Below are 22,728 nucleotides of genomic sequence, written 5' to 3'. Positions count from 1 at the left end.
CTCCGAAACGGGCCGGCCGGTACGGAGGCGCGTGACAGCCCACCGCCGTCCGTCAGTCCGTGGTGCACCGGGGCCGACCGGGGGAGCGGGGGCGGGCGTTGGCGGGTGTTCCGGGCGGCGGCCGGGCCTGGGCGCGACAGGGAAAGTGTCGGCCCGGCCGCCGCCCGGAAGCGCGGGGTCCGGAAGCGCGGGGCCCGGTGGCGCGTCCGGGCACGTCCCCGGGCTCAGGCGCCGGCGGTGTGCCCGGAGAGGCGTTCGACGCCGCGGAGGAGGGCGGAGTGGTCGAGACCGCCGTCGCCCTGGGCGCGCAGGGCGGCGACGAGGCCCGCGACGACCGTGCCGACGGGCAGGGCGGCGCCGACCGCGCGGGCGGCGTCGGTGACGATGCCCATGTCCTTGTGGTGCAGGTCGATACGGAAGCCGGGCGCGAAGTCGCGGTTGCGGAAGTTGTCCTTCTTGCGGGTCAGGACGGTGGAGCCGGCCAGACCGCCGTTCAGGACGTCGAGGGCGGCGGCGAGGTCGACGCCGGACTTCTCCAGGAAGACCACGGCCTCGGCGCAGGCTTGGATGTTGACGGCGACGATCAGCTGGTTGGCGGCCTTGACCGTCTGGCCCGAACCGTGCGGACCGCACCGGACGACGGTCCTGCCCAGCGTCTCCAGAATCGGCCGGGCCGCGTCGAAGTCGGCCTGGGCGCCGCCGGCCATGATGGACAGGACCGCCTCGACGGCACCCGCCTCACCACCGGAGACCGGCGCGTCCAGCACCCGGATCCCGAGCCGCCCGGCCGCCTCGGCGAGGTCGATGGAGGTCTGCGGGGTGATCGAGGACATATCGATCAGCAGCGTCCCCGGCCTGGCGTGGGCGAGGACGCCGTCGGGGCCGTAGGCGACCGCCTCGACCTGAGGGGAGGCGGGCACCATCGTGATGACCACATCCGCGTCCCGCACCGCCTCGGCGACGGACGCGGCGGCGGTGCCGCCGGCCGCGGCCAGCCGGTCCAGCTTGTGCCGCTCCAGCGTGTAACCGGTCACGGTGTAACCGGCCTTGAGGAGATTCTCGGCCATGGGCGAACCCATGATCCCCAGCCCGATCCACCCGATCCTGGGCAGGCTGCTCATACGGACACCTCTTTCCCGCTCGTTTCCCGCTCGATTCGGCTTTCCGCTCCAGGGGGACGCGTACTCCCGCGGGCGAGGCGCGACGCACCCGACCCGGGCCGACGGCCACGGCGTCAGCGGGCGGCACGCAGGGGCCGCGGCAGCCAGGCGAAGGCCGCCTCGCCGGTGACGTCGCCCGGCCGGTACTCCAGACCGGTCCAGCCGGCGTAGCCGTTCTTCCGCAGCCGGTTCAGCAGCGCGGCGAAGTCCAGCGTTCCGGTGCCCGGTGCGCCGCGGCCGGGGGTGTCGGCGATCTGGACGTGCCCGGTCCGCGCGGTGTGGCGGTCGATGACCTCGGCCAGGTCCTCGCCGTTCATCGACAGGTGGTAGAGGTCCATCAGGAACCGGGCGTTGTCCAGCCCCGTCGCCGCGTTCACCGCGTCCACGACCTCCATCGCCCGCGGGGCGCTGACGATCGGACAGGCCGGGGACTCCGTCGCGTTGAGCGCCTCGATCAGCAGCGTGCCCCCGGCTTCCGCGACCGCGCGGGCCGCCGACGTCAGATTCGTGAGCGCCAGCGCGTCCTGTTCCGCCGCCGGCACCCCCGCGACGCGGTTGCCGTAGAGGGCGTTGAAGGAGGTGCACCCCAGCGAGCGGGCGAAGTCCACCGCCACCGGGACGTTCGCCCGGAATCCCCGCGACAGCGCACCCGGGACGGACAGCGCTCCCCGGTCCGGGCCCGGCAGCTGCCCCGCGTAGAAGTTCAGCCCCACCAGCCGCGTCCCCGCGTTCTCCAGCGCCGTGCGCAGCGAGTCCAGTTCGGCGCGCTCCGGAACCGGGGCGTCCGGCCACGGCCACCACAGCTCCACCGCGGTGAAGCCCGCCGCCGCGGCGGCCGCGGGCCGCTCCCGCAGCGGGAGTTCGGTGAACAGGATCGACAGATTGACGCTGAAGCGCGTGTCCGGGAATCCCATGGGGCGCGTCACTCCTTCCGGAATGTGGAATTGAATTTCTGCTCACTGGAACCCTGCCCGGCCTGTTCGAGGGCTGTCAAGAGGGGGCGGGGCGTTTTCTGGTGGCCGGGGCGGAGCGCGCGTAGGTTGAGCGCCGTGCGATTGAGACTGGAATTCACGACGGAGCCGTTCGATCTGGACGAGGCGCCCGCCCATGCGGTGGTGGGGCGGGACGTGGTGACGGGCGCCGAGTTGGACGCCGTGGACGTCGGTCCGTTCGGCAACACGGCCGAGGGCGACGCGGACCGGGTGCTCGACGTGGTGGCCGCCCTGCTGCGCGAATCGCTGGCGGCGGGCGCCACCCGGATCTCCGTGCAGGTCAACGTGATTGCGGAAGCCGACGGGGCCGCGGGGGCCGCGACATGACCCGGCCCGCCGACCACCCGTTCGTCGAGGCGGTGAAGCCGCTGGTGGAGGCGATGGGCGGGCAGCTGGTCGCGCCGGACTTGGCGCAGGGCGACGATGTCGTCCTGACCTGGGAGGGAGTGGATCGGGTGGCCGTGCGGCTCCCGCATCTGTCGGACTCGCTCGACCACCTCCTGGCCGAACTCCGGCGCCGGCACGGGATGCCGCTCGCCGAACTCGACCGCAGGACCAAGCAGTCGGTCGTCCGGATTCTGGAGACCCGCGGAGCCTTCTCCGTCCGGCACGGCGTGGAGATCGTCGCGAACGCCCTCGGGGTCAGTCGGTTCACCGTCTACAACTACCTGAACAGGGAGAACGCCGCCAAGGAGGCCGACTGAGGCGCCCCGGCCGCCGGGCCGCGTCCTGATCCCGCGAGCCGCCGTCCGGGTTTCCCGGGCGGCGGCCAGGGCGTTGCCAAGTTTTCAACAAAGTGTTGACGTGGTGTTGCGGGGGGTCTTAGCTGTCTCCAGCCAACAGAGCCGTCCAGCATCAGGCCACGGAGGCTGTCTGTGTCCTCGCTCCCGCCACCGGGTCTGACCCGGTTCAACGCAGCCGACGACAACGCGGCGCAGGCCGCACTGCACCAGGTGTGTACCAGCCGGGCATGGGCGGCGCGCCTGCTCGCCCGGCGCCCGTACGCCACCACCGACGCCCTGTATGCCGCGAACGACGCCGCCGTGGCCGAACTGACCGCGGCGGACCTGGCCGAGGCGATGGCCGGGCATCCGCCCATCGGCCGGCCGGAGTCCGGCGACGCGGCCGCCGCCCGCGAACAGAGCGGCATGACCGGCGCCTCCGCCGCACTCACGGCGGAGATGCGCCAACTGAACCTGGACTACCAGGAGAAGTTCGGCCAGGTCTTCCTGATCTGCGCCGCCGGCCGCACCGCGGAACACCTGCGGGACGCGATCCGGCACCGGATCGGCAACACACCGGAACGGGAACGGGAGATCGTCCGTGGCGAGCTCGCCGAGATCAACCGGCTTCGGCTGACCCGCCTGACGGAACGCGCGGAAGGAGGCACGGCATGAGCGGTACGACGGCCGCACCGGCGTCGGTGTCCACGCACATCCTGGACACCAGCGTGGGCCGCCCCGCGGCGGGCGTCCCCGTCACCCTCGCGGTGCGCTCCGGCCCCGGCGGTGCCTGGTCCGCGCACGCCGCGGCCACGACCGACGCGGACGGGCGCTGCACGGACCTGCCGGCCCTGCCGGCGGGCACCACCCAGGCACGGCTCGTCTTCGCCGTCGAGGAGTACGCCGCGGCCGGCCGGCCCGGCCCGGCGGAACGGCACCGCGGCGGCCCGCAGGACGGGCACCACCGCATCCCGCAGGCCGAGGAACGGCAGGACGCCCCCCGCACAGGGGACAGCGGTGCCTTCTTCCCGGAAGTGGCGGTCACCTTCGCCGTCCGGCCGGGCGAGCACCATCACGTACCGCTGCTGCTCAACCCATTCGGCTACTCCGTATACCGAGGGAGCTAGCACCGACATGACCGTTCAGCACCGCCCGGCCCGCCCCGCGATTCTCGGCCAGAACCAGTACGGCAAGGCGGAGAACCGCGTCGTCAAGATCACCCGTGACGGCGGCACCCACCACATCAGGGACCTCAACGTCTCGGTCGCGCTCTCCGGCGATCTCGAAGAGGTCCACCTCTCCGGTTCCAACGCCAACTGCCTGCCCACCGACACCACCAAGAACACCGTGTTCGCCTTCGCCAAGGAGCACGGCATCGAATCGGCCGAACAGTTCGGCATCCACCTGGCCCGGCACTTCGTGACCAGCCAGGAGCCGATCACCCGGGCGCGGATCCGCGTGGAGGAGTACGCCTGGGAGCGGATCGCCACCGCCGGCCCGACCGCCCCCGGCGCCGACGAGGTCCGGCACTCCTTCGCCCGCAAGGGCCAGGAGACCCGCCTCACCCAGATCACCTACGACGGTGAGACCTGGGAGGTCATCTCCGGTCTGAAGGACCTGGTCGTGCTGAACTCCACCGACTCGGAGTTCTGGGGCTACATCAAGGACCGGTACACCACTCTCCAGGAGGCGTACGACCGCGTCCTCGCCACCGAGGTCTCCAGCCGCTGGCGGTTCAACTGGACCGGCGACACGCAGCCGATGCCCGCCTGGGAGCGTTCCTACGAGCAGGTCAGGACGCATCTGCTGCAAGCCTTCGCGGAGACCTACAGCCTCTCCCTCCAGCAGACCCTCTACCAGATGGGCTCGCGCGTCATCGAGCACCGCCCCGAGGTCGAGGAGATCCGTTTCTCGCTGCCGAACAAGCATCACTTCCTCGTGGACCTGAAGCCGTTCGGGCTGGAGAACGACACCGCCGACGGCGCCGTGTACCACGCGGCGGACCGTCCGTACGGTCTGATAGAGGCCACGGTGCTGCGCGACGGCGCCGAAGCCCGGATCCCGCTGGACCTGACCACCATCTGACCGGCCTCTGACGGCCCCTGCGCAGCGCGCCGTGCCGTGGGTCCCTCCCCTCCCCACAGCGGGGCGGGCGCGCCTCCGGATCCCACGGGGACCGGCGCGGGGCACCGCCATCGTCCAGGGGCACCCCCCTCGCCCGTCACAGAAGAAGGAAGCACCATGGCTGTACCGGGATCCCCGGACCGCGCGGTCGAGGACCACGCGGCCGCGCGGATCGTCATCGAGAACTGCGCCATCGCCACGGTCGACGCCCACGACACCGAGTACGCCACCGGCCATATCGTCGTCGCCGGGGACGTCATCGAGTCGGTGGGCGCGGGCCGGGCCCGCGCGGACCTGGCGGGCGTCGTCCGCCGGATCGACGGCACGGGGCAGCTGGCCACCCCCGGCCTGGTCAACACCCACCACCACTTCTACCAGTGGCTCACCCGCGGACTCGCCACCGACCACAACCTGTTCGACTGGCTGGTCGCGCTCTACCCGGCCTGGGCCCGTATCGACGTCCCGATGCTCGCCGCCGCCACCCAGGGCTCGCTCGGCATGCTGGTCAAGGGCGGTGCCACCACCGTCAGCGACCACCACTACGTCTTCCCCGAGGGCGCCGGTGACCTCGTCGGCGCCGAACTGGCGGCGGTCGCCGAGATCGGTGCCCGGATCACCCTGGCCCGTGGCTCCATGGACCGCGGTGCGAAGGACGGCGGGCTGCCGCCGGACTTCGCGGTGGAGACCACCGAGGGCGCCCTGCTGGCGACCGAAGCGGCCATCGACACCCACCACGACCCCGCCTTCGGGTCGATGGTGCACATCGCCGCGGCGCCCTGCTCACCGTTCTCCGTCTCCACCGAACTCCTGCGGGAGAGCGCCGAGTTGGCCCGCCGCAAGGGGGTGCGGCTGCACACCCACGGGTCGGAGACCGTCGAGGAGGAGGCGTTCTGCCGCCAGCTCTTCGGCATGGGCCCCACCGACTACCTGGCGTCCACCGGCTGGCTGGGCGGCGACGTGTGGATGGCGCACTGCGTCCATCTGCACGACTCCGATATCGACGCCTTCGCCCGCACCGGCACCGGCGTCGCGCACTGCCCGTCCTCCAACGCCCGCCTCGCCGCCGGTATCGCCCGCGTCCCCGACCTGCTCGCGGCCGGCGTCCCGGTCGGCCTCGGCGTGGACGGCACCGCCTCCAACGAGTCCGGCGAACTCCATACCGAACTGCGCAACGCCCTGCTCGTCAACCGCCTCGGCCCCCACCGCGAAGCCGCCCTCAACGCCCGCCAGGCACTGCGGCTGGGCACCTACGGGGGCGCGCAGGTCCTCGGCCGGGCCACCGAGATCGGCTCGCTGGAGGCGGGCAAGCTCGCCGATCTGGTGCTGTGGAAGCTGGACGGCCTCGGCCACTCCTCCATCGCCGACCCGGTCACCGCCCTGGTCTTCGGCGCCGCCGCCCCGGTCACGCTCTCCCTGGTGGGCGGCCGGCCGGTCGTCGAGGACGGCCGCCTGACCCGCGTCGACGAGGACACCCTCGCGCGCACCGCGCGCACCGAGGCCCGGCGGCTGGCCCGGATCGCCGCCGCGGACTGAACTCCCGGCCACCGGTACGCCGTTGACGCGTACCGCCCCCGACCGGGCCGGGAGGGACGGCTCCCGGCCGGGCCCGTGGATCCGAGCGGGATCCGCGGGCGCCGGACCCGGGGACGCGGGGAGAGCACCCCCGCGCCCCCGGGCCGGTCCACCGCCGCACCGCCGCACCGCCGAACCGCCACTCTGCCGCGCGCCACCGGCCCGCCCGGCTGCGCACCCCTCTCGTCCCCCTCCTCCCTCGTACGACCTCCCGCCCCACGCACCACTCCGCACGCCCTCCGTGACAGCCTCGCCCCGCCCGTTCAGAGCGGTGCAGAAAACGACAGGAGGCCCGCAGTGGCCCCACGCCCCGGGCAGCAGCCGGAGGCCGACCGCAGACACCCGGTCGACCGGACCCTCCCACCCGTCAAGATGGTCACCAGCGGCCTCCAGCACGTGGCCGCGATGTACGCGGGGGTGGTGGCCCCGCCGATGATCGTCGGCCCGGCCTGCGGTCTGCGCCCCGCCGAGACCGCGTTCCTGATGGGCGCCAGTCTCTTCACGGCGGGTATCGCCACCCTGCTACAGACGCTGGGCTTCTGGAAGATCGGGGCGAAACTCCCCTTCGTCAACGGCGTCTCGTTCGCGGGCGTCACCCCGATGGTCGCCATCGGCCAGGCGCAGAGCCCCCGCCACGCGCTGCCGGTCATCTTCGGCGCGGTGCTCGTCGCCGGTGTGCTGGGCTTCCTGCTCGCCCCCTGCTTCTCCAGGCTCGTACGGTTCTTCCCGCCGGTGGTGACCGGCACCGTCATCACCCTGATCGGTCTCTCCCTGCTCCCGGTGGCCTTCAGATGGTCCCAGGGCGGCAGTGAACACGCCCCGGAATACGGCTCGTTGACCAACATCGGGACGGCCGCGCTGACCTTCGTCATCGTGCTGGTGCTGCGCCGGGTGCTGCGCGGCTTCCTCCGGCAGATCGCGATCCTGCTCGGCCTGGTCGCCGGCACGCTGATCGCGATACCCGTCGGGATCACCCGGTTCTCCGCCCTCGGCGCGGCGGATCTCGTCGGCTTCCCGGTGCCCTTCCACTTCGGGGCGCCGCGGTTCGAGATCGCCGCCATCGTCTCGATGTGCCTGGTCATGCTGGTCTGTATGACCGAGTCGACGGCCGACATGCTGGCCCTCGGCAGGATCGTCGGCCGCCCGGCGGACGAGCGCACCATCGCGCGCGGACTGCGGGCCGACACCCTGGGCACGGTGGTCAGCCCGTTCTTCAACGGCTTCGCCAACAGTGCCTTCGCCCAGAACATCGGCCTGGTCGCGATGACCGGAGTGCGCAGCCGGTTCGTCGTGGCGACCAGCGGCGGCATCCTCATCGTGCTGGGCCTGTGCCCGGTGGCCGCGTCGGTGATCTCACTGGTCCCGCTGCCGGTCCTGGGCGGCGCGGGCATCGTGCTCTTCGGCTCGGTGGCCGCCAGCGGGATCCAGACACTGGCCTCGGCCACGCTGGAGAAGGGCGAGAACGCGCTGATCGTGGCGGCGGCCCTCGGCATCGGCCTGATCCCGATAGCGGCACCGGACTTCTACCACGCCTTCCCGAAGGACCTGCTGGTCGTCCTGGACTCCGGTATCAGCACCGGCTGCCTGGTCGCCCTCGTCCTCAACCTCGTCTTCCACCACCTCGGCGGCCGGCGGCCGGACGGCGGGCCCGGTCCGCTGGACGCCGGGGCCGGGGGCGGCCACGAGGAGACGGACCTCCCGCGGCGCCCCGCGCACGGTGAGCCGGACGCCGCCGGGTTCGCGGCGGCCCCCGCGCACTGAGCGGCCGGGCATGGCAACGGCCCGCAGGGGAGCGGCACCATCCGCTCCCGTACGGGCCGTTGGGTCATGCGGGGTGCCGGCGGCGGCACCGGGGCGGCGCGGGGCCGCCGGGGGTCAGCCGATGTGGTAGGAGTCGCCGTAGGTCTTCCAGTCCAGCGGCGGCTTCAGGTCGAGGTTGCCCTTCTTGAGGAAGACACGCTGCTCGGTGTCCACCCGGCCGGTGTCCTCGTGGGCCTTCTCCTGCTTCATGGCCCAGACCCTGGCGTCCAGGAAGGCGTTGAGGTACTTGACCTCGTCGCCGCCCTGGGCCGGCGTCTTGGCCGACTTCAGCGCGCGCTTGCGGATGCTGGAGAAGCTGGTCTTCTCGTCGCCGTCGCCGTGCATCACGATCGCGTCGTAGTACGCGAACTGGCCCAGGACGCCGATCCCGTCGGCCTTGCCCTGCTTGACCGCGGGGTCGAAGTAGACCCGGTCGCGCTCGTCGTTCTGGGCCTGCTGGAAGGCGGTGTCCTGGGCGGCCTTCTCCCAGTCCTTCTTGAAGTTCGGGTCCAGGCCCTTGTGGGAATCGGAGCCGTTCACCTTGCGCAGCGCGGGGAGGTACTTGGCGAGGACGTTGTCGGGCTTGCGCTTGGTGTAGAGCTCGACGAGATCCAGCATGTCACCGGTGCCGGAACAGAATCCGATGATGCCGGCGGTGTAGCCGCGGCCGTCATCGATGTCGTCGATCCACTTGTACCACTTCTTCCACTCCAGCGAGGAGTTCTCCGCGCTGGAGACCAGCTGCATGGCGATCTCCTTCTTCGCGGGATCGTCCAGGCCGGTGGCGGCCCGCGCGGTGAGCGGCGCGGCGTGGGCCACGGCATGGGCGGGCGCGGCCGGGGACACGGTGCCGGCGACCGCCGTCGCCGGCACCGCGAGCAGGGCGAGACCGAGGGCGACCCGGGTCGCGGTCTTGGGCAGAGCTCTGCTGATCGATCGGGTGCGCATGGATGGCCTCCAAGTCGAGGTGGTCCGAGGGGGGTTCCCCAATCGTTAGGAAGCTTTCCTACCAGACTTGAAGGGTGCCGTATACCCGTCCAGCCGCACCAACCCGAGCCGCCACAGCCGCTGTTGGCGGCATCACGGCGTCCCGGGTTCCGCTTCCGGCGCTCCCCGGCCCACGCCCGGCCGTCAGTTCCCGGCGTCCGGCCGCCAGGTGTACGGGGTGGTCGTGGCCACCGGGACCAGACCGAGCCGGGCGAGGATCGGACGGCTGGTGTCCAGCGCGTCGACCTGGACGTAGCGGAAACCGCGCGCCACGGCGAGGGTGGCGCGGGCGGCGACCAGCGCCCGGTAGAGGCCGCGGCCCCGCCAGTTGGGCAGCGTGGAGCCGCCCCACAGGGAGGCGAACTCGGTGCCGGGGTGGAAGCGGACCCAGGCGGCGCAGACCACCTCGCCCGCGAGCGACTCGGCGACCAGCACGGTGCACGGGTCGCCGCCGCCGGACACCCATCGCTCCATGGCCGGCGCCAGCCAGCTCTGGTCGCCGCCCCAGACCTCCTGCGACAGCGCTCCGATACGGTCGAAGTCGGCCCGGGAGGTGACCTCGTGCAGCCGTACGCCCTCCGGCAGCCGCGGCTCGGCGGCGATCTCGGCCGCCTCGCCGATGATCACCGTCTCCTGCTCACCGGGCGTGAAACCGGCCGACCGCAGCCGGTCGGGCAGATCGGCGGGCAGGTCGTAGCCGTAGTGCTTCCACTCGACCGGCTGGCCGAGCGCGGCGAAATGATCCCGCTGGGCGGCGATGAAGGCGTCCAGCTCGGGCCCGTCGAGACCGCCCAGATCGCGGTAGAGGATCAGCCCGCCCTCCCCGGGGACGAGAACGCGCACGACCGGGCCGACGCGCTCGGCCCCGCCCAGCTCGGGGGAGAAGGTGCGGGCGCGCAGCTGCTCGTCGTACGCGGCGCGGTAGGCGGCCGCCCGTTCGGAAGTGTCATCTGTGGTCATCCGGGCACTCCACCACACCGGGCACCGCGGAGCGACCGGTTTGCGACGCGCGCCCGGCGCGTGGTGCGCCGGCTGCCCTGCGCGGCGCGCCCAGGGCTCCGCCGGCGTCCGCCCGCGGTCAGCCCAGCAGCCCGCGCAGCAGGTCGCGGATGTCCGGTGCCGGATCGAAATCCGCTGCGGGGAAGGAGAGTTGGTGCAGTACGACGCCGTCCAGGTGGTCGAGCAGGATCCGGCCGTGCCGCTCCGGTGCCGGGGAGCCGAAGCGGCGTGCCCGCTCCGCGCTCCAGGCGAGCACCGTCTGCCGCCCTCGGGCGAGCGGGGCGCGCAGCTCGGGGCGGGCCGAGGACTCCAGGAAGAGCGCGAAGCGGGCGGCGGTGCGGGCCCGCCCGGGGCCGGTGGCGTGCCGGACGAAGGCGGCCATCGCCTCGGCCAGTTCACCGGGATCGGCCGGATCGGTGCCGGCCGCGAACGACTCCCAGTCGCGGCGCTCCAGGCTCTGGAGGTGATCGACGATGCCGTCGATCAGCGCCGTGCGGTTGCGGAAGTAGTTCGACGTGGTGCCCGTGGGGACCCCCGCGGCGGTGTCCACGGCCTGATAGGTCAGCCGCCGGGAGCCCTCGGCCCCCAGCACCTCGACCGCCGCGTCCAGTACCTCGTCCCGCCGTCGTGCCACGCCGCCCGCTCCTTGTCCTACGTGTACCGTGCTTGACTACTATAAAAATAGTATCGTGAAGTCATGGAGCCCTCGGCGGCCATCGTCGGCGGCGGCGTCGGCGGACTGGCCGCCGCGATAGCGCTGCGCGCGGGCGGCTGGCGGGTCGACGTCCGCGAGCGGGCCACCGCCCTGCCGGCCGGCGGCACCGCCCTCGCGCTGTGGCCCTTCGCGCTGCGGGCGCTCGACACCCTCGGCGCCGGTGCCGCCGTCCGGAGCCTCGGGCGGCCGCAGACCGGCGGCGCCTTCCTCCGCCCGGACGGCCGCCGCATCGCCCCCATCGACATCGCGGGCCTCGAACGGCGCACCGGCGACACCGTCCACGTCCTCTCCCGCCCCGCGCTGCTGCGCGTCCTGCGCGAGACCCTCGGCCCCGGGGCGGTGCGCCTCGGTGCGCCGGTCGAGGGCGCCGAGCTGCCTGCGCTGGAGCGGGAGTACGACGTGGTCATCGCGGCCGACGGCATCAACAGCCGGATCCGGGCCGCCCTGTTCGGGACCGGGTACCGCGCGGTGTACTCGGGCACCACCGGCTGGCGCGGCACGGTCGCCGGCGACACCGGGACCGTCACCGAGACCTGGGGGGAGGGGCGGCGCTTCGGCGTCACCCCGCAGGAAGGGGGCCGCATCAACTGGTTCGCGGGGGCCGCGGCGCCGGAGGGTGCCCGCGCGGCGGAGGGGGAAGTCGCCGTACTGCGCGCCTGGTTCGGCCACTGGCACGCCGGGGTGCGCGACATCCTCGACCGCCTGGTGGAGGCCGAGGTGCTGCGGCACGGCCTGTACCACCTCGCCGCGCCGCTGCCGTCGTACGTCTTGGGCCGTACGGCGCTGATCGGCGACGCCGCGCATGCGATGACCCCGGATCTGGGGCGCGGTGCCTGCGAAGCGCTGGTGGACGGGGTGGAGTTGGCGGCCGCCCTGCGGGCAGCGCCGGATGTGCCGGCCGCACTGCGGGCGTACGACGCGCGGCGCCGGCCGTACACCCGGCGAATGGCCCGGATAGCGCGGGTGATGAGCCGGATGGCGCGGATGCGGCACTGCACGGGGGCGCGGAACGCGGTGCTGCGCGCGGCGCTCGCGGTCGGCGGCCCGCCGGGGTGACCGCCGGCGTGCGGCGTGCGCGACGGTGACCGCGAGCGCCACGGTCACCATTTGTTGCCGTACGGCCACCCTACGTAGTGAAATGCCGGATATGCTGCATTGGCTCTGAAGGTACGTCAATGAGTGATTCCGAGGCCATATGCGCGCACCGGCCGCGCCACGGAGAGGGGTTCCGCGGTGAACCAGGAAGCCAACGACCCGGACAACGACCCCCCGGGAGCGGGCCGGTCCGCCGCCCTGGAGTCCACCGCCGACGCGCTGCTGCCAGGGGTGCGCGCGGACCTCGAACGGCTCGCGGCCATCCCCTCCATCGCCTTCCCCGGCCTCTCGCCCGAACCGGTCCTCCAGGCACGTGACCTCGTCGTCGCCCTGCTGCGGGACGCCGGCGTGACCGGCATCGGGGAACTGAACCTGCCCGAAACCGCCCCCGTCGTCACCGCCACCGTCCCGCCGCCCACCCCCGACGCCCCCACCGTCCTGCTCTACGCCCACTACGACGTCCAGCCGTCCGGGGACGAACACCGCTGGGCCTCACCGCCCTTCGAGCCCACCGGCATCCCGGGCGGCGTCCGCGCCCGCGGTATCGCCGACGGCAAGGCCAACGTGATGGCCCATATCGGCGCGCTGCGGGCCTACGGCGGCCGGCCCCCGGTCGGCATCAAGATCATCTTCGAGGGGCAGGCAGAGCACGGCAGCGCCTTCGACGCCTACCCGCCCACCGATCCCGGGATGTTCGCCTGCGACGCGATGCTCATCGCGGACACGGGCAACATCCGCCCCGGCACCCCCACTCTCACCACCGCCCTGCGCGGCGCCGCCGACCTCTTCATCGAGGTCCGCACCCTTGACGCCGCCGTGCACAGCGGCGCGTACGGCGGCGCCGCCCCCGACGCGCTGCTCGCCCTCGTCACGGCGCTCGCCACCCTCCACGACGTGCACGGCGATGTCGCCGTCGCGGGCCTGCGCCGCGAACCCTGGGACGGCACCACCTTCACCGACGACGAGTTCCGGGAGCTGGCCGGCATCACCGACGGCACCCCCCTGATGGGCTCCGGCGGCCTCGGCGAACGGCTGTGGAGCGGCCCGGCGATCACCGTCGTCGGCCTCGACGCCCCGCCCGTCACGCCCGCCGCCCCCGCCGTCGTGCCGCACGCCCGTGCCGCGCTCAACCTCCGCGTCCACCCCCGCCAGGACCCCCGCGAAGCGCTCACCGCCCTCGTCCGCCACCTGGAACGGCTGCGCCCCTTCGGCATCCCGCTCACCGTCACCCCCGGCGGTGTGCGCCCCGGTTACGAGGCCGCCACCGGCGGGCCCGCCTACCGCGCCGCCCGCAGCGCACTGCGCCGCGCCTGGGGCACCGACCCCGTGCACACGGCGGCCGGCGGCTCGTTTCCCCTGGTCAACAGCCTGGCCGAGGCGGTGCCCGACGCCGAGATCCTGCTCTTCGGCCCCGCGGACCAGCTCTGCCACCGGCACGGCCCCGACGAGCGCGTGCTGCTGTCCGAACTGCGCGGCGCGCTGCTCGCCGAGGCGGCCTTCTTCGCCGAATACGCCGAGACGCACCGGGCCGCGACGTACCGGGCCGGGGGCACCGTATGACGGTCCCGCGGGCGCCCGAACCGCCCGCCCCGCCCGCCGCCGCCCCCGCGGAACCGCCGCCCGCGAAGCGGTTCACCTTCCCCAGCGCCGTCACCGTCCTGGCCGTCGTCACCCTCGCGGTCTGGCTGCTGGCCTTCGTCATCCCCTCCGGCACCTACACCCGCAACGGCCACGGCGCCCCCGTCCAGGGCACCTACCACCGCGCGCCGTCCGCCCAGACCTTCCCCGACCGCCTCGACGACCTCTTCCTGTCACCCGTCAACGGCCTCTACGGCATCAAGGACGCCAGGACGGGGCAGGTCGGCCCCGGACTGAGCGGCGAACTGTACGGCAGCGCGGGGGTGTTCCTCTTCGTGCTCGCCATCGGCGCGTTCATCACCGTGGTCTTCGCCACCGGCGCCCTGGACCGCGGCATCGGCCGCCTCGCCCACCGGCTGCGCGACCGCGGCGCACTCCTGATCACCGGCGTGATGGCGGTCTTCTCCCTCCTCGGCACCGTCGAGGGCTTCGCCGAGGAGACGCTGGGCTTCTACGGGCTGATCGTGCCGCTGATGCTCGCACTCGGCTTCGACCGGCTGGTGGCCACCGGCACGATCATCCTCGGCGCCGGTATCGGCGTGCTCTGCTCCACCGTCAACCCGTTCGCCACCGGCGTCGCCTCGTCCGCCGCGGAGATCTCCCTGGGCGACGGCATCGCGCTACGGGTCGCGATGTGGCTCGTGCTGACCACCGTCACCATCGCCTATGTCGTCCGCTACGCGCGCCGGGTACGCCGGAACCCCGACCGCTCGCTCTGCGGCTTCCTGCCCGGCGACCAGGAACACGCCCGGACCTCGGCGGACGCCGTGGCGCCACCCGGACTGACCGGGCTGCACAGGACGGTGCTGGTGACCGTGGCGCTGGTCTTCGCCTTCATGATCTTCTCGGTGATCCCCTGGGCCGGTGCCCTGACCGGCAACGCCGCCGCGCCCCCGTACGGCTTCGAACTCGACTGGTCCTTCCCGCAGTTGGCGGCGTTGTTCCTGGTGGCCGCGGTGCTGGTCGGGATGCTCGCGCGGATGGGCGAGCAGCGGCTCAGCGCGACGATCGTGCAGGGCGCGGCGGACTTCATCGCGCCCGCGCTGGTGATCGTGCTGGCCCGCGGCGTCACCGTCATCATGAACAACTCGAAGATCACTGACACCGTGCTGCACTCGATCGAGGGCGTGGTCTCCGGCACCCCGTCGGCGGCCTTCGGGGTCATGGTGTTCCTGGTGAACCTGCCGCTGGCATTCCTGATCCCGTCCACCTCGGGCCACGCCACCCTGGCCATGCCGATCCTGGCCCCGCTCGCCGACTTCGCGGGCGTCTCCCGGGCGGTGGTGGTGACGGCCTGGCAGGCCGCCAGCGGCTGGATGAACCTCTGGGTCCCCACCACCGCCGTCATCATGGGAGGCATCTCCCTGGCGAAGGTCGGCTACGACAGATATCTGCGTTTCGTCTGGCCGCTGCTGGCCCTGCTCGCCGTCCTCGTCTGCGGCTTCGTGGCGCTCGGCGCGGTGCTCGGCTGACGGCCGCGCCGGGACGGCGACGTGGCCGGGGTGGCCGCACCAGGACGGGGCGGCCGCGCCGCGTGCCGCCCGGCCTCAGAGGAAGGGCGTCGGCTCGGCCGCCGCCGGCCGCGGCTTGCAGGTGAAACCGAGCTGGCGCAGCGCGCGGACCATCTCGCCGGCGCTGAAATCCCGTGGGTCCTGACCGGTGACGATCCGGCCGACCTGCTTGACGGGAAAGGCGGTGGTGCCGACAAGGACGGAGTCGCCGTCGATCGGCTCCGGCGTGACAGTGCTCATCTTCTGTTCCACCTCGCTCGCCTGAAGGTAGAAGAAAACGCCGGCAATGGTGACACGCATCATGCCTCAACAAGGGTGCGCAGGAATGGAGCCCGAAACCTCACCTTCTCATGGATCCGGACACCCCCAAGGCCCCGGCCGACACGGACCGTGACCCGTCGGCGCGCCGCGCCACGGGCATACCGGCGGCGCGGGCGGCGAACGGGCCGCCGCGCGTCCCGCCAGGGAGATCACTTCTCCGACGCCGATCGAACCGGACTCCACCGCCGGGAACTCCACGGCCGGAACGCCACCGTGCCGAGCACGGCGAAGGGCCCGTACCGCTCGCGGTGCGGCGGCGGGTACGGGCCCCCGGGGCCGGGGTCAGTCCAGCAACTCGTACGCGGGCAGCGTCAGGAAGTCCGCGTAGTCGGCGTCGAGCGCGACCCGCAGCAGCAGATCGTGCGCCTGCTGCCACTTGCCGGCCGCGAACGCGTCGTCGCCGGCCTCGGCGCGGATGCCGGACAGGGTTTCGGCGGCGATCGTGCGTACCAGTTCCGCGGTCACCCTTTCGCCGGTGTGCGCCCCGCTGTCGAAGACGACGCCCGCGTCCACCCACTGCCAGATCTGCGAGCGTGAGATCTCGGCGGTGGCGGCGTCCTCCATCAGGCCGAAGATGGCGACGGCGCCCAGACCGCGCAGCCATGCCTCGATGTAACGGGTGCCGACCTGCACGGCGTCGACCAGGCCCTGGTAGGTGGGCCTGGCGTCCAGGGTGTCCACGGCGATCAGGTCGGCGGCCGTGACGTGCACGTCCTCGCGCAGCCGGTCCTTCTGGTGCGGCCGGTCGCCGAGGACCGCGTCGAAGGAGGCGCGGGCGATGGGGACCAGATCCGGGTGCGCGACCCAGGAGCCGTCGAAACCGTCCCCGGCCTCCCGGTCCTTGTCGCTCTTGACCTTCGCCAGCGCCCGCTCGTTGGCCTCGGGGTCGCGGCGGTTGGGGATGAACGCCGCCATCCCGCCGATCGCGTGCGCACCGCGCCGGTGGCAGGTGCGGACGAGGAGTTCGGTGTACGCCCGCATGAACGGGGCGGTCATCGTCACCGCGTTGCGGTCCGGGAGGACGAACTTGGCGCCGCCGTCACGGAAGTTCTTCACGAGGGAGAAGAGGTAGTCCCAGCGGCCGGCGTTCAGCCCCGAGGCGTGCGCGCGCAGTTCGTAGAGGATCTCCTCCATCTCGTACGCGGCGGTGATGGTCTCGATCAGCACGGTGGCGCGCACGCTGCCCTGCGGGACGCCGAGGTGCTCCTGGGCGAAGACGAAGACGTCGTTCCAGAGGCGGGCCTCCAGATGTGATTCGGTCTTCGGCAGATAGAAGTACGGGCCCTTGCCGAGGTCCAGCAGGCGTCGCGCGTTGTGGAAGAAGTACAGCCCGAAGTCGACCAGCGCACCGGGCACCGGCCGGCCCTCGACCCGGAGGTGACGCTCGTCCAGGTGCCAGCCGCGCGGCCGTACGACGACGGTGGCGAGCTCCGCGGCGGGCTTGAGCGCGTACGTCTTGCCCTCCGGCGAGGTGAAGTCGATCCGGCGCTCGTAGGCGTCGATCAGGTTGAGCTGGCCGGTGACGATGTTCTCCCAGGTGGGCGCCGTGGCGTCCTCGAAGTCGGCGAGCCAGACCCGGGCGCCCGAGTTGAGGGCGTTGACGGTCATCTTGCGGTCGGTGGGACCGGTGATCTCCACCCGCCGGTCGTTCAGCGCGGCGGGCGACGCGGCGACCCGCCAGCTGTCGTCGGCGCGGATATGCGCGGTCTCCGGGAGGAAGTCCAGGGTGCCGGTCCTGGCGATCTCGGCGCGGCGCTCGGCGCGGCGCGCGAGCAGTGCGTCGCGGCGCGGGGTGAACCGGCGGTGGAGTTCGGTGACGAAGGCGAGCGCGGCGTCGGTGAGGATCTCGCCCTGCCGCGCGGGGGTGTTGCCGGGGCCGGCTTCGACGGTGGCCAGCGGGGACGGCGCTGGTGCGGACATGAGCTGTCACTCCATTCGGCGGCGGTGCCCGGCGGCCACCGGGACACCCGCACGGCACGGGGTGCCGTCGGCTCCGGGGTGCGGTCGCGGGCGCCGTCTGGGTGCAAGACGCTTCTGACCTGTGGAGAGTAGTTTCCTTATCGCGGAACTTCAATGGTTTGTTGATGTCGAGACTCCCGGAGCCGGCGGAATCGGCCGGCGGCCGGCGCCGGGTGCCACCACGGCCACGTCGGCTCTGTGGGGTGGGCGATAGCTCGGGAGCCGGCTGGTTGTCCCGGTGCTGCGCCGATCGTTCGGGGCCGGTGCCGGTCGTCCGGGTCCTGCGCGGTCCCGGTCCGGTCGTGGTTCTGTGCCGGTTCCACCGGCGCCCGGCATCGGCGCCCGCCCCGACGGCGTCACTCGCCGCGCCGTCATCACTCCAGTCGGCGCAGATCCTCCGATGTGTCGATGTCGTACGCCTCGGCCACATCCGCGCATTCGACGAACCTGATCGCCGCCGCGTGCTCCCGCAGATAGGCCCGCGCGCCGCGGTCGCCCGCCGCGCTCGCGGCGATCCGCTCCCACCGGTCGGCGCCGAACAGCACCGGGTGGCCACGGTGGCCCCCGTACGTCGCGGCCACCAGTGAGGCGCTGCCCTCGTACGCGGCCACCACCCGGGCCACCGCCGCGGCGCCGATGCCGGGTTGGTCCACCAGCGCCACCACCACCGCGTCCGCCCCCGACCCGGCCAGCGCCGCCAGCCCCACCCGCAGCGAGGAACCCATGCCCTGCGCCCAGTCGGGGTTCTCGGACACGGTGTACGCGGTGAGCTCGGCCCGTTCGCGTACGGCCGCGGCGGCCGCGCCCAGCACGATGTGCACCGGTGCGCAGCCGCCCTCCCGCAACACCCGTGCGGCGTGCTCCACCAAGGGCCGCCCCCGGTGTTCGAGCAGCGCCTTCGGCCGGCCGCCCAGCCGCCGCCCACCGCCCGCGGCGAGCAGCAGCCCGGCGACCTTCCCCCGCTCCTCGGGCCGCGCGGTCCCCGCCGTCCCTCGCGCTCCGGTGGCCTCCGTCGTCCTCGGCGTTCCTGCCGCCCCCGCTGCCTGCGCCGACCGTGGTGTGGGTGTGATGGATGCCTTGGGTGCCATGGGGGACTGCTTACCCCATGGCGCGCCGCTCCGCCCGTGCGTCGGCGTCAGGTCATGTCGCCGGGCGCGCGGGGGCGCGGAATTCTCGGCCGCAATCGGTCGCGGACATGGTGCGTGCCGGTCTCGGCGAGGCGGCGTTCGGTGACGTAACGGTGTATGTGCTCCACGGTGATCTCCGAGACGTCGGAGAGGCCGTACGCGTGGCAGATGAGCTGTACGACGCTGATGCGCCGTTGGTTCGGGCCGGTGTCGGGCCCGGTGCTGGGCTCCATGGCAATCTCCGATCCAGTGATATGCCGGATATTTCCCTGGAAGGGAGAATGCTCCATTCTGTCGCGCTGTACGCATCGGATCGCATCCGCCCATGCCAACGGGTGTCAGGGGGAACGCACGTACTGACGCATGACCGGACCGTGCGGGGGAAGCGTCGCGCGGAGGGCGGCCAACGCCCCTCGTGGGAGCCGGAATCGGCACTGAAAGCGGCACTGGATGCGGCGCTGGGCCTGGACTGAACGCGGCGCGGGACCTGGACTGGACGCGGACTGGACGTGGCGCTGGAGCCGGGGTCCGGAGGGCGGGAGAGGCCGGGGCGGACAGGGAGGGGCGGCCGCGGAACCGGCCCTCAGGCAGGTTCCGGCGCGGGGGTACGGGAGAGCGGATGCGTGGGTCCGGGGAGGCCGGTGGCCCCGATTCGGCTCCGAGCGACTGGGTGGCCGTCGATGCGGAGATCCGGCGCGATCGTGGCGGGTGGGGCCGGGGGTGGAATCGCCGGTCGGCTGTCATCGGATGCCCATGGCCCGCCCCGCGACCCGTATTTCGCTCTCTGTGTGGCGCGATCAGCGGAGAGTGGCGTTAACTGTCCCACATTGTGAAACGGGTCAACGGCCCGGGAGGGCGCCGCCGTTGTGGCACTTGGGGAGAGGCGGGGACGAGTGACCGGGGGTGAGGGTGATCCGCGGGTGAGGGAGCTGCGCGGGGCGGTGTCCCGTATGCGCCGCCAACTGGCCGTGCTGCCCGGCGAGTTACCGGACCGGGCGGTCGCCGAGGACGAGCTGGCCGCGCTGGATGCGATGGTCTGCGCCGGTGTGCCCGAAGTCCCGCGGCTGCGCCGCTCGTTGCTGCTGATAGCCGGCGCGGTCGGCTCGGTCAGCGCACTGTCGCCCGCGCTGACCGAGGTCCGGGCGAGCATCGACCGCTTCGGCCGGTCGCCACGCGGACGATGACGGCGCCGGTGCGTGGACGGTGAAGGTGCCGATGTGCCGGCAGTGAAGGCGTTGCCGTGCGGACAGTGAACGGCGCCGGTGCGCGGGAGAGGCTCGTACGCGCGGGAGGTGCCGGTGCACACGGGAGGGCGGACCGGGGCCGTGTGCGCCCCGGTCCGCCCTCCCGTGTCGGCCGCCTACGCGGGCGTCTGGTTGGCGAGCGCCACCGACAGCTTCGCCGCGACGTCCTGGAGCACCGGTACGACCTTGTCCGTCGATGCCTCCGTCACCCGCCCGGTCGGGCCCGAGATGGAAATCGCCGCCGAGGTGGGGGAGTCGGGTACCGGCACCGCGAAGCAGCGGACGCCGATCTCCTGCTCGTTGTCGTCCACCGCGTAGCCGAGGCGGCGGACCTCGGCGAGCTCTTCGAGGAAGACGTCCGGGTCGGTGATGGTCTTCTCGGTCGCGGCCGGCATACCTGTCCGGCCGAGCAGCGCGCGGACCTCCTCCGGCGGATGACCGGCCAGCAGCGCCTTGCCGACCCCGGTGGTGTGCGGGAGCACCCGCCGGCCGACCTCGGTGAACATCCGCACCGCATGCCGGGACGGCACCTGGGCGACATAGACGATCTCGTCGCCGTCGAGCAGCGCCATGTTGGCGGTCTCACCGGTCTCCTCGACCAGCCGGGCCAGGAACGGCCGGGCCCAGGTGCCCAGCAGCCGCGAGGAGCTCTCGCCCAGCCGGATCAGGCGGGGGCCGAGCGCGTACCGGCGGTTGGGCTGCTGGCGGACGTAGCCGCAGGCGACGAGCGTCCGCATCAGGCGGTGGATGGTGGGGAGCGGCAGTCCGCTGCTGCCGGCGAGCTCGCTCAGGCCCACCTCGCCTCCGGCGTCCGCCATCCGCTCCAGCAGGTCGAAGGCGCGCTCAAGGGACTGGACACCGCCGCTCGCGCCTGCGGGCTTGGCTTCGGCGGCGGAGGTGCTGGCGCTGGACGGCGGCACGTCGCGTTCCTTTCGGGGCGGGTCAGGTCGGGTCTCGGCGGTCTCGGCTCTGGTGTACGGGTGCCGGGCCCGACCGGAGCAGCCTACCGGTCCCCTCCCGCCGACACGCGGCCGATCGCACACTCGTTCCCGCCGGTCAGACCCTGTTTGTCCCGAGGGGCGAGATCGCCGGCCCCGATCCCTTGGGGGTGCCATTGGCGGTAGCTACGTTCTGCTGCACGAAAACTACTGTCCATTCCGTGGAATCCTCCAAGCCGGATCGGGGCAGGTGCCCGGCGTTTCGAAGCGCGGTGCGCGGCGCCCGGCGGCGGCCGACCGCCGGTGGCCGATCGCCGAATCGGTTGCGGGTGAGGGGTCTTGACGGGCCGATGTCCGGCGGGAACACTCGCTCAACAGATTGTTGAATTCGGCGCGCCCGCGTGACGTCTCGCGTGCGGCACAGGGCGTCCCGTGTATCGCGTACCGACCTGGAGCGAGCGAGGAGGGGCCGGGTGTCCGAGGCCGAGTTGGTGCTGCGTGCCACGCGCGTCGTCACGCCGCAGGGGATGCGCGCCGCGTCCGTCACCGTCCGGGGCGGGAGGATCGCGGCGGTGCTGCCGTACGACGCCCGCCCCCCGGCCGGGGCGCGGGTCGAGGACTTCGGTGCCGACGTCCTGCTGCCCGGCCTCGTGGACACCCACGTACACGTCAACGACCCGGGCCGCACCGAATGGGAAGGCTTCCGGAGCGCGACGGGCGCGGCCGCGGCCGGCGGTATCACCACGCTCGTGGACATGCCGCTCAACAGCCTCCCGCCCACCACCACCGTCGGCCACCTCGACACCAAGCGCGCGGCCGCCCGCGGCGCGGCGCACATCGACGTCGGCTTCTGGGGTGGCGCCGTCCCCGGCAACGTCGAGGACCTGCGCCCGCTCTTCGACGCGGGCGTCTTCGGTTTCAAGTGCTTCCTCTCGCCCTCCGGCGTGGACGAGTTCCCCGAGCTCGGCCCGGAGCAGCTGGCCGCCGCCCTCGGCGAGATCGCCCGCTTCGACGGTCTGCTGATCGTGCACGCCGAGGACCCCGGCCACCTGGCGCGCGCCCCGCGGGCGAGCGGCCCGCACTACGCCGGCTTCCTCGCCTCCCGCCCGCGGGCCGGTGAGCACGACGCCATCGCCGGGCTGATCGCGCTCGCCGAACGGCTGGCGGCCCGGGTGCACGTGCTGCATCTCTCCTCCGGTGGCGCGCTGCCGCTGATCGCCGCCGCCAAGCGGGCGGGGGTCCGGATCAGCGTCGAGACCTGCCCGCACTTCCTGACGCTGACCGCCGAGGAAGTCCCGGACGGCGCGACGGAGTTCAAATGCTGTCCGCCGATACGCGAGGCGGCCAACCAGGAGGCGTTGTGGCAGGGCCTGGCGGACGGCACCATCGACTCCGTCGTCTCCGACCACTCGCCGGCCACCGCCGATCTCAAGACCGCCGACTTCGGCACGGCCTGGGGCGGTATCTCCTCCCTCCAGCTCGGCCTGCCCGCCGTCTGGACCGCGGCCCGCCGGCGCGGCCACACCCTGACGGACGTCGCCCGCTGGATGGCCACCGCCCCCGCCGCGCTGGCCGGCCTCGGCCACAAGGGAGCCATCGAGCCCGGCCGGGACGCCGACTTCGCGGTCCTGGCGCCCGAGGAGACGTTCACCGTCGACCCGGCCGCGCTCCGGCACCGCAACAAGATCACCGCCTACGCGGGGAAGACCCTGCACGGCGTCGTACGGTCCACCTGGCTGCGCGGCCGGCGCATCAACGACGGCACCACCCTGACCGAGCCCACCGGCCGCCTCCTGGTACGGCCGCCCGGACACTGACCGGCCG

22 protein-coding genes are annotated in these 22,728 nt (G+C 73.0%); 12 read left to right on the top strand and 10 right to left on the bottom strand.

The window, feature by feature from the left end; genetic code table 11:
* Nucleotides 1-224: 224 nt before the first annotated feature.
* Both ACLJWH_RS24090 and ACLJWH_RS24085 read right to left on the bottom strand, forming a co-directional pair.
* Nucleotides 225-1,121, bottom strand: a complete 897-nt coding sequence (locus ACLJWH_RS24090; RefSeq protein ID WP_411143817.1) for a 2-hydroxy-3-oxopropionate reductase — start codon at nucleotides 1,119-1,121, stop codon at nucleotides 225-227.
* 113 nt (nucleotides 1,122-1,234) lie between these two features.
* A complete protein-coding gene (locus tag ACLJWH_RS24085; RefSeq protein ID WP_411143816.1) occupies nucleotides 1,235-2,074 on the bottom strand; it encodes a TIM barrel protein in 840 nt (279 codons plus the stop codon).
* A gap of 135 nt (nucleotides 2,075-2,209) precedes the next feature.
* On the opposite strand from ACLJWH_RS24085, the gene ACLJWH_RS24080 reads away from it, so the two are divergent.
* The 7 genes from ACLJWH_RS24080 (at nucleotide 2,210) to ACLJWH_RS24050 (ending at nucleotide 8,331) form a co-directional block, all read left to right on the top strand.
* Nucleotides 2,210-2,479 (top strand): hypothetical protein, encoded by a 270-nt coding sequence (locus ACLJWH_RS24080; protein ID WP_411143815.1) that lies wholly within the window; start codon nucleotides 2,210-2,212, stop codon nucleotides 2,477-2,479.
* Nucleotides 2,476-2,856 (top strand): helix-turn-helix domain-containing protein, encoded by a 381-nt coding sequence (locus ACLJWH_RS24075; protein WP_411143814.1) that lies wholly within the window; start codon nucleotides 2,476-2,478, stop codon nucleotides 2,854-2,856. Before ACLJWH_RS24080 ends, ACLJWH_RS24075 begins: the two co-directional genes overlap by 4 nt.
* A gap of 171 nt (nucleotides 2,857-3,027) precedes the next feature.
* Complete coding sequence (gene uraD / locus ACLJWH_RS24070; protein ID WP_411143813.1) at nucleotides 3,028-3,549, top strand: 2-oxo-4-hydroxy-4-carboxy-5-ureidoimidazoline decarboxylase; 522 nt, start codon at nucleotides 3,028-3,030, stop codon at nucleotides 3,547-3,549.
* Nucleotides 3,546-4,001: a hydroxyisourate hydrolase gene (locus ACLJWH_RS24065; RefSeq protein WP_411143812.1), complete on the top strand. Its 456-nt coding sequence runs from the start codon at nucleotides 3,546-3,548 to the stop codon at nucleotides 3,999-4,001. Before uraD ends, ACLJWH_RS24065 begins: the two co-directional genes overlap by 4 nt.
* A gap of 7 nt (nucleotides 4,002-4,008) precedes the next feature.
* On the top strand, nucleotides 4,009-4,959 hold the full coding sequence (gene pucL / locus ACLJWH_RS24060) for a factor-independent urate hydroxylase (protein WP_411143811.1): 951 nt from the start codon (nucleotides 4,009-4,011) through the stop codon (nucleotides 4,957-4,959).
* Nucleotides 4,960-5,115: 156 nt separating this feature from the next.
* Nucleotides 5,116-6,531, top strand: coding sequence for an 8-oxoguanine deaminase (locus tag ACLJWH_RS24055; protein WP_411143810.1), 1,416 nt, complete (start codon nucleotides 5,116-5,118; stop codon nucleotides 6,529-6,531).
* A 336-nt stretch (nucleotides 6,532-6,867) separates the two neighbouring features.
* Nucleotides 6,868-8,331 (top strand): nucleobase:cation symporter-2 family protein, encoded by a 1,464-nt coding sequence (locus ACLJWH_RS24050; RefSeq protein WP_411143809.1) that lies wholly within the window; start codon nucleotides 6,868-6,870, stop codon nucleotides 8,329-8,331.
* 114 nt (nucleotides 8,332-8,445) lie between these two features.
* On the opposite strand, the gene ACLJWH_RS24045 is transcribed toward ACLJWH_RS24050, so the two are convergent.
* From ACLJWH_RS24045 to ACLJWH_RS24035, 3 genes are all read right to left on the bottom strand, one after another.
* The gene (locus ACLJWH_RS24045) at nucleotides 8,446-9,318 is read right to left on the bottom strand and encodes a chitosanase (protein ID WP_411143808.1); all 873 of its coding nucleotides are present in this window, start codon (nucleotides 9,316-9,318) and stop codon (nucleotides 8,446-8,448) included.
* 183 nt (nucleotides 9,319-9,501) lie between these two features.
* A complete protein-coding gene (locus tag ACLJWH_RS24040) occupies nucleotides 9,502-10,317 on the bottom strand; it encodes a GNAT family N-acetyltransferase (protein WP_411143807.1) in 816 nt (271 codons plus the stop codon).
* Nucleotides 10,318-10,435: 118 nt separating this feature from the next.
* Complete coding sequence (locus ACLJWH_RS24035) at nucleotides 10,436-10,990, bottom strand: TetR/AcrR family transcriptional regulator (protein WP_411143806.1); 555 nt, start codon at nucleotides 10,988-10,990, stop codon at nucleotides 10,436-10,438.
* A gap of 63 nt (nucleotides 10,991-11,053) precedes the next feature.
* On the opposite strand from ACLJWH_RS24035, the gene ACLJWH_RS24030 reads away from it, so the two are divergent.
* The 3 genes from ACLJWH_RS24030 (at nucleotide 11,054) to ACLJWH_RS24020 (ending at nucleotide 15,276) form a co-directional block, all read left to right on the top strand.
* The gene (locus ACLJWH_RS24030; RefSeq protein ID WP_411143805.1) at nucleotides 11,054-12,127 is read left to right on the top strand and encodes an FAD-dependent monooxygenase; all 1,074 of its coding nucleotides are present in this window, start codon (nucleotides 11,054-11,056) and stop codon (nucleotides 12,125-12,127) included.
* 177 nt (nucleotides 12,128-12,304) lie between these two features.
* The gene (locus tag ACLJWH_RS24025) at nucleotides 12,305-13,726 is read left to right on the top strand and encodes a M20/M25/M40 family metallo-hydrolase (RefSeq protein WP_411143804.1); all 1,422 of its coding nucleotides are present in this window, start codon (nucleotides 12,305-12,307) and stop codon (nucleotides 13,724-13,726) included.
* Entirely contained in the window at nucleotides 13,723-15,276 is a 1,554-nt protein-coding gene (locus ACLJWH_RS24020) for a YfcC family protein (RefSeq protein WP_411143803.1), read from the top strand. Before ACLJWH_RS24025 ends, ACLJWH_RS24020 begins: the two co-directional genes overlap by 4 nt.
* 75 nt (nucleotides 15,277-15,351) lie before the next feature.
* Here the strand turns inward: ACLJWH_RS24020 and ACLJWH_RS24015 are convergent, their stop codons facing one another.
* From ACLJWH_RS24015 to ACLJWH_RS24000, 4 genes are all read right to left on the bottom strand, one after another.
* Entirely contained in the window at nucleotides 15,352-15,618 is a 267-nt protein-coding gene (locus ACLJWH_RS24015; RefSeq protein ID WP_411143802.1) for an SCO5918 family protein, read from the bottom strand.
* A 300-nt stretch (nucleotides 15,619-15,918) separates the two neighbouring features.
* A complete protein-coding gene (aceB, locus tag ACLJWH_RS24010) occupies nucleotides 15,919-17,556 on the bottom strand; it encodes a malate synthase A (protein WP_411143801.1) in 1,638 nt (545 codons plus the stop codon).
* Between the two features lie 413 nt (nucleotides 17,557-17,969).
* Nucleotides 17,970-18,683: an NTP transferase domain-containing protein gene (locus ACLJWH_RS24005; RefSeq protein ID WP_411143800.1), complete on the bottom strand. Its 714-nt coding sequence runs from the start codon at nucleotides 18,681-18,683 to the stop codon at nucleotides 17,970-17,972.
* Between the two features lie 47 nt (nucleotides 18,684-18,730).
* Complete coding sequence (locus tag ACLJWH_RS24000) at nucleotides 18,731-18,955, bottom strand: hypothetical protein (RefSeq protein WP_052856885.1); 225 nt, start codon at nucleotides 18,953-18,955, stop codon at nucleotides 18,731-18,733.
* Between the two features lie 660 nt (nucleotides 18,956-19,615).
* On the opposite strand from ACLJWH_RS24000, the gene ACLJWH_RS23995 reads away from it, so the two are divergent.
* The gene (locus ACLJWH_RS23995) at nucleotides 19,616-19,906 is read left to right on the top strand and encodes a DUF5955 family protein (protein WP_411143799.1); all 291 of its coding nucleotides are present in this window, start codon (nucleotides 19,616-19,618) and stop codon (nucleotides 19,904-19,906) included.
* Between the two features lie 176 nt (nucleotides 19,907-20,082).
* On the opposite strand, the gene ACLJWH_RS23990 is transcribed toward ACLJWH_RS23995, so the two are convergent.
* Nucleotides 20,083-20,886, bottom strand: a complete 804-nt coding sequence (locus ACLJWH_RS23990; RefSeq protein WP_411143798.1) for an IclR family transcriptional regulator — start codon at nucleotides 20,884-20,886, stop codon at nucleotides 20,083-20,085.
* Between the two features lie 491 nt (nucleotides 20,887-21,377).
* Here ACLJWH_RS23990 and allB point away from each other — a divergent pair, with 491 nt between their 5' ends.
* Complete coding sequence (allB, locus tag ACLJWH_RS23985; protein WP_411143797.1) at nucleotides 21,378-22,721, top strand: allantoinase AllB; 1,344 nt, start codon at nucleotides 21,378-21,380, stop codon at nucleotides 22,719-22,721.
* The last annotated feature ends 7 nt before the right edge of the window (nucleotides 22,722-22,728 follow it).

The sequence above is a fragment of the Streptomyces sp. x-80 genome (assembly GCF_046549095.1).
In the GTDB taxonomy this organism is placed as follows: Bacteria; Actinomycetota; Actinomycetes; order Streptomycetales; family Streptomycetaceae; genus Streptomyces; species Streptomyces celluloflavus.
The sequence above is the reverse complement of the archived record's forward strand: the minus strand, read 5'-3'. Positions and strand labels throughout refer to the sequence as shown.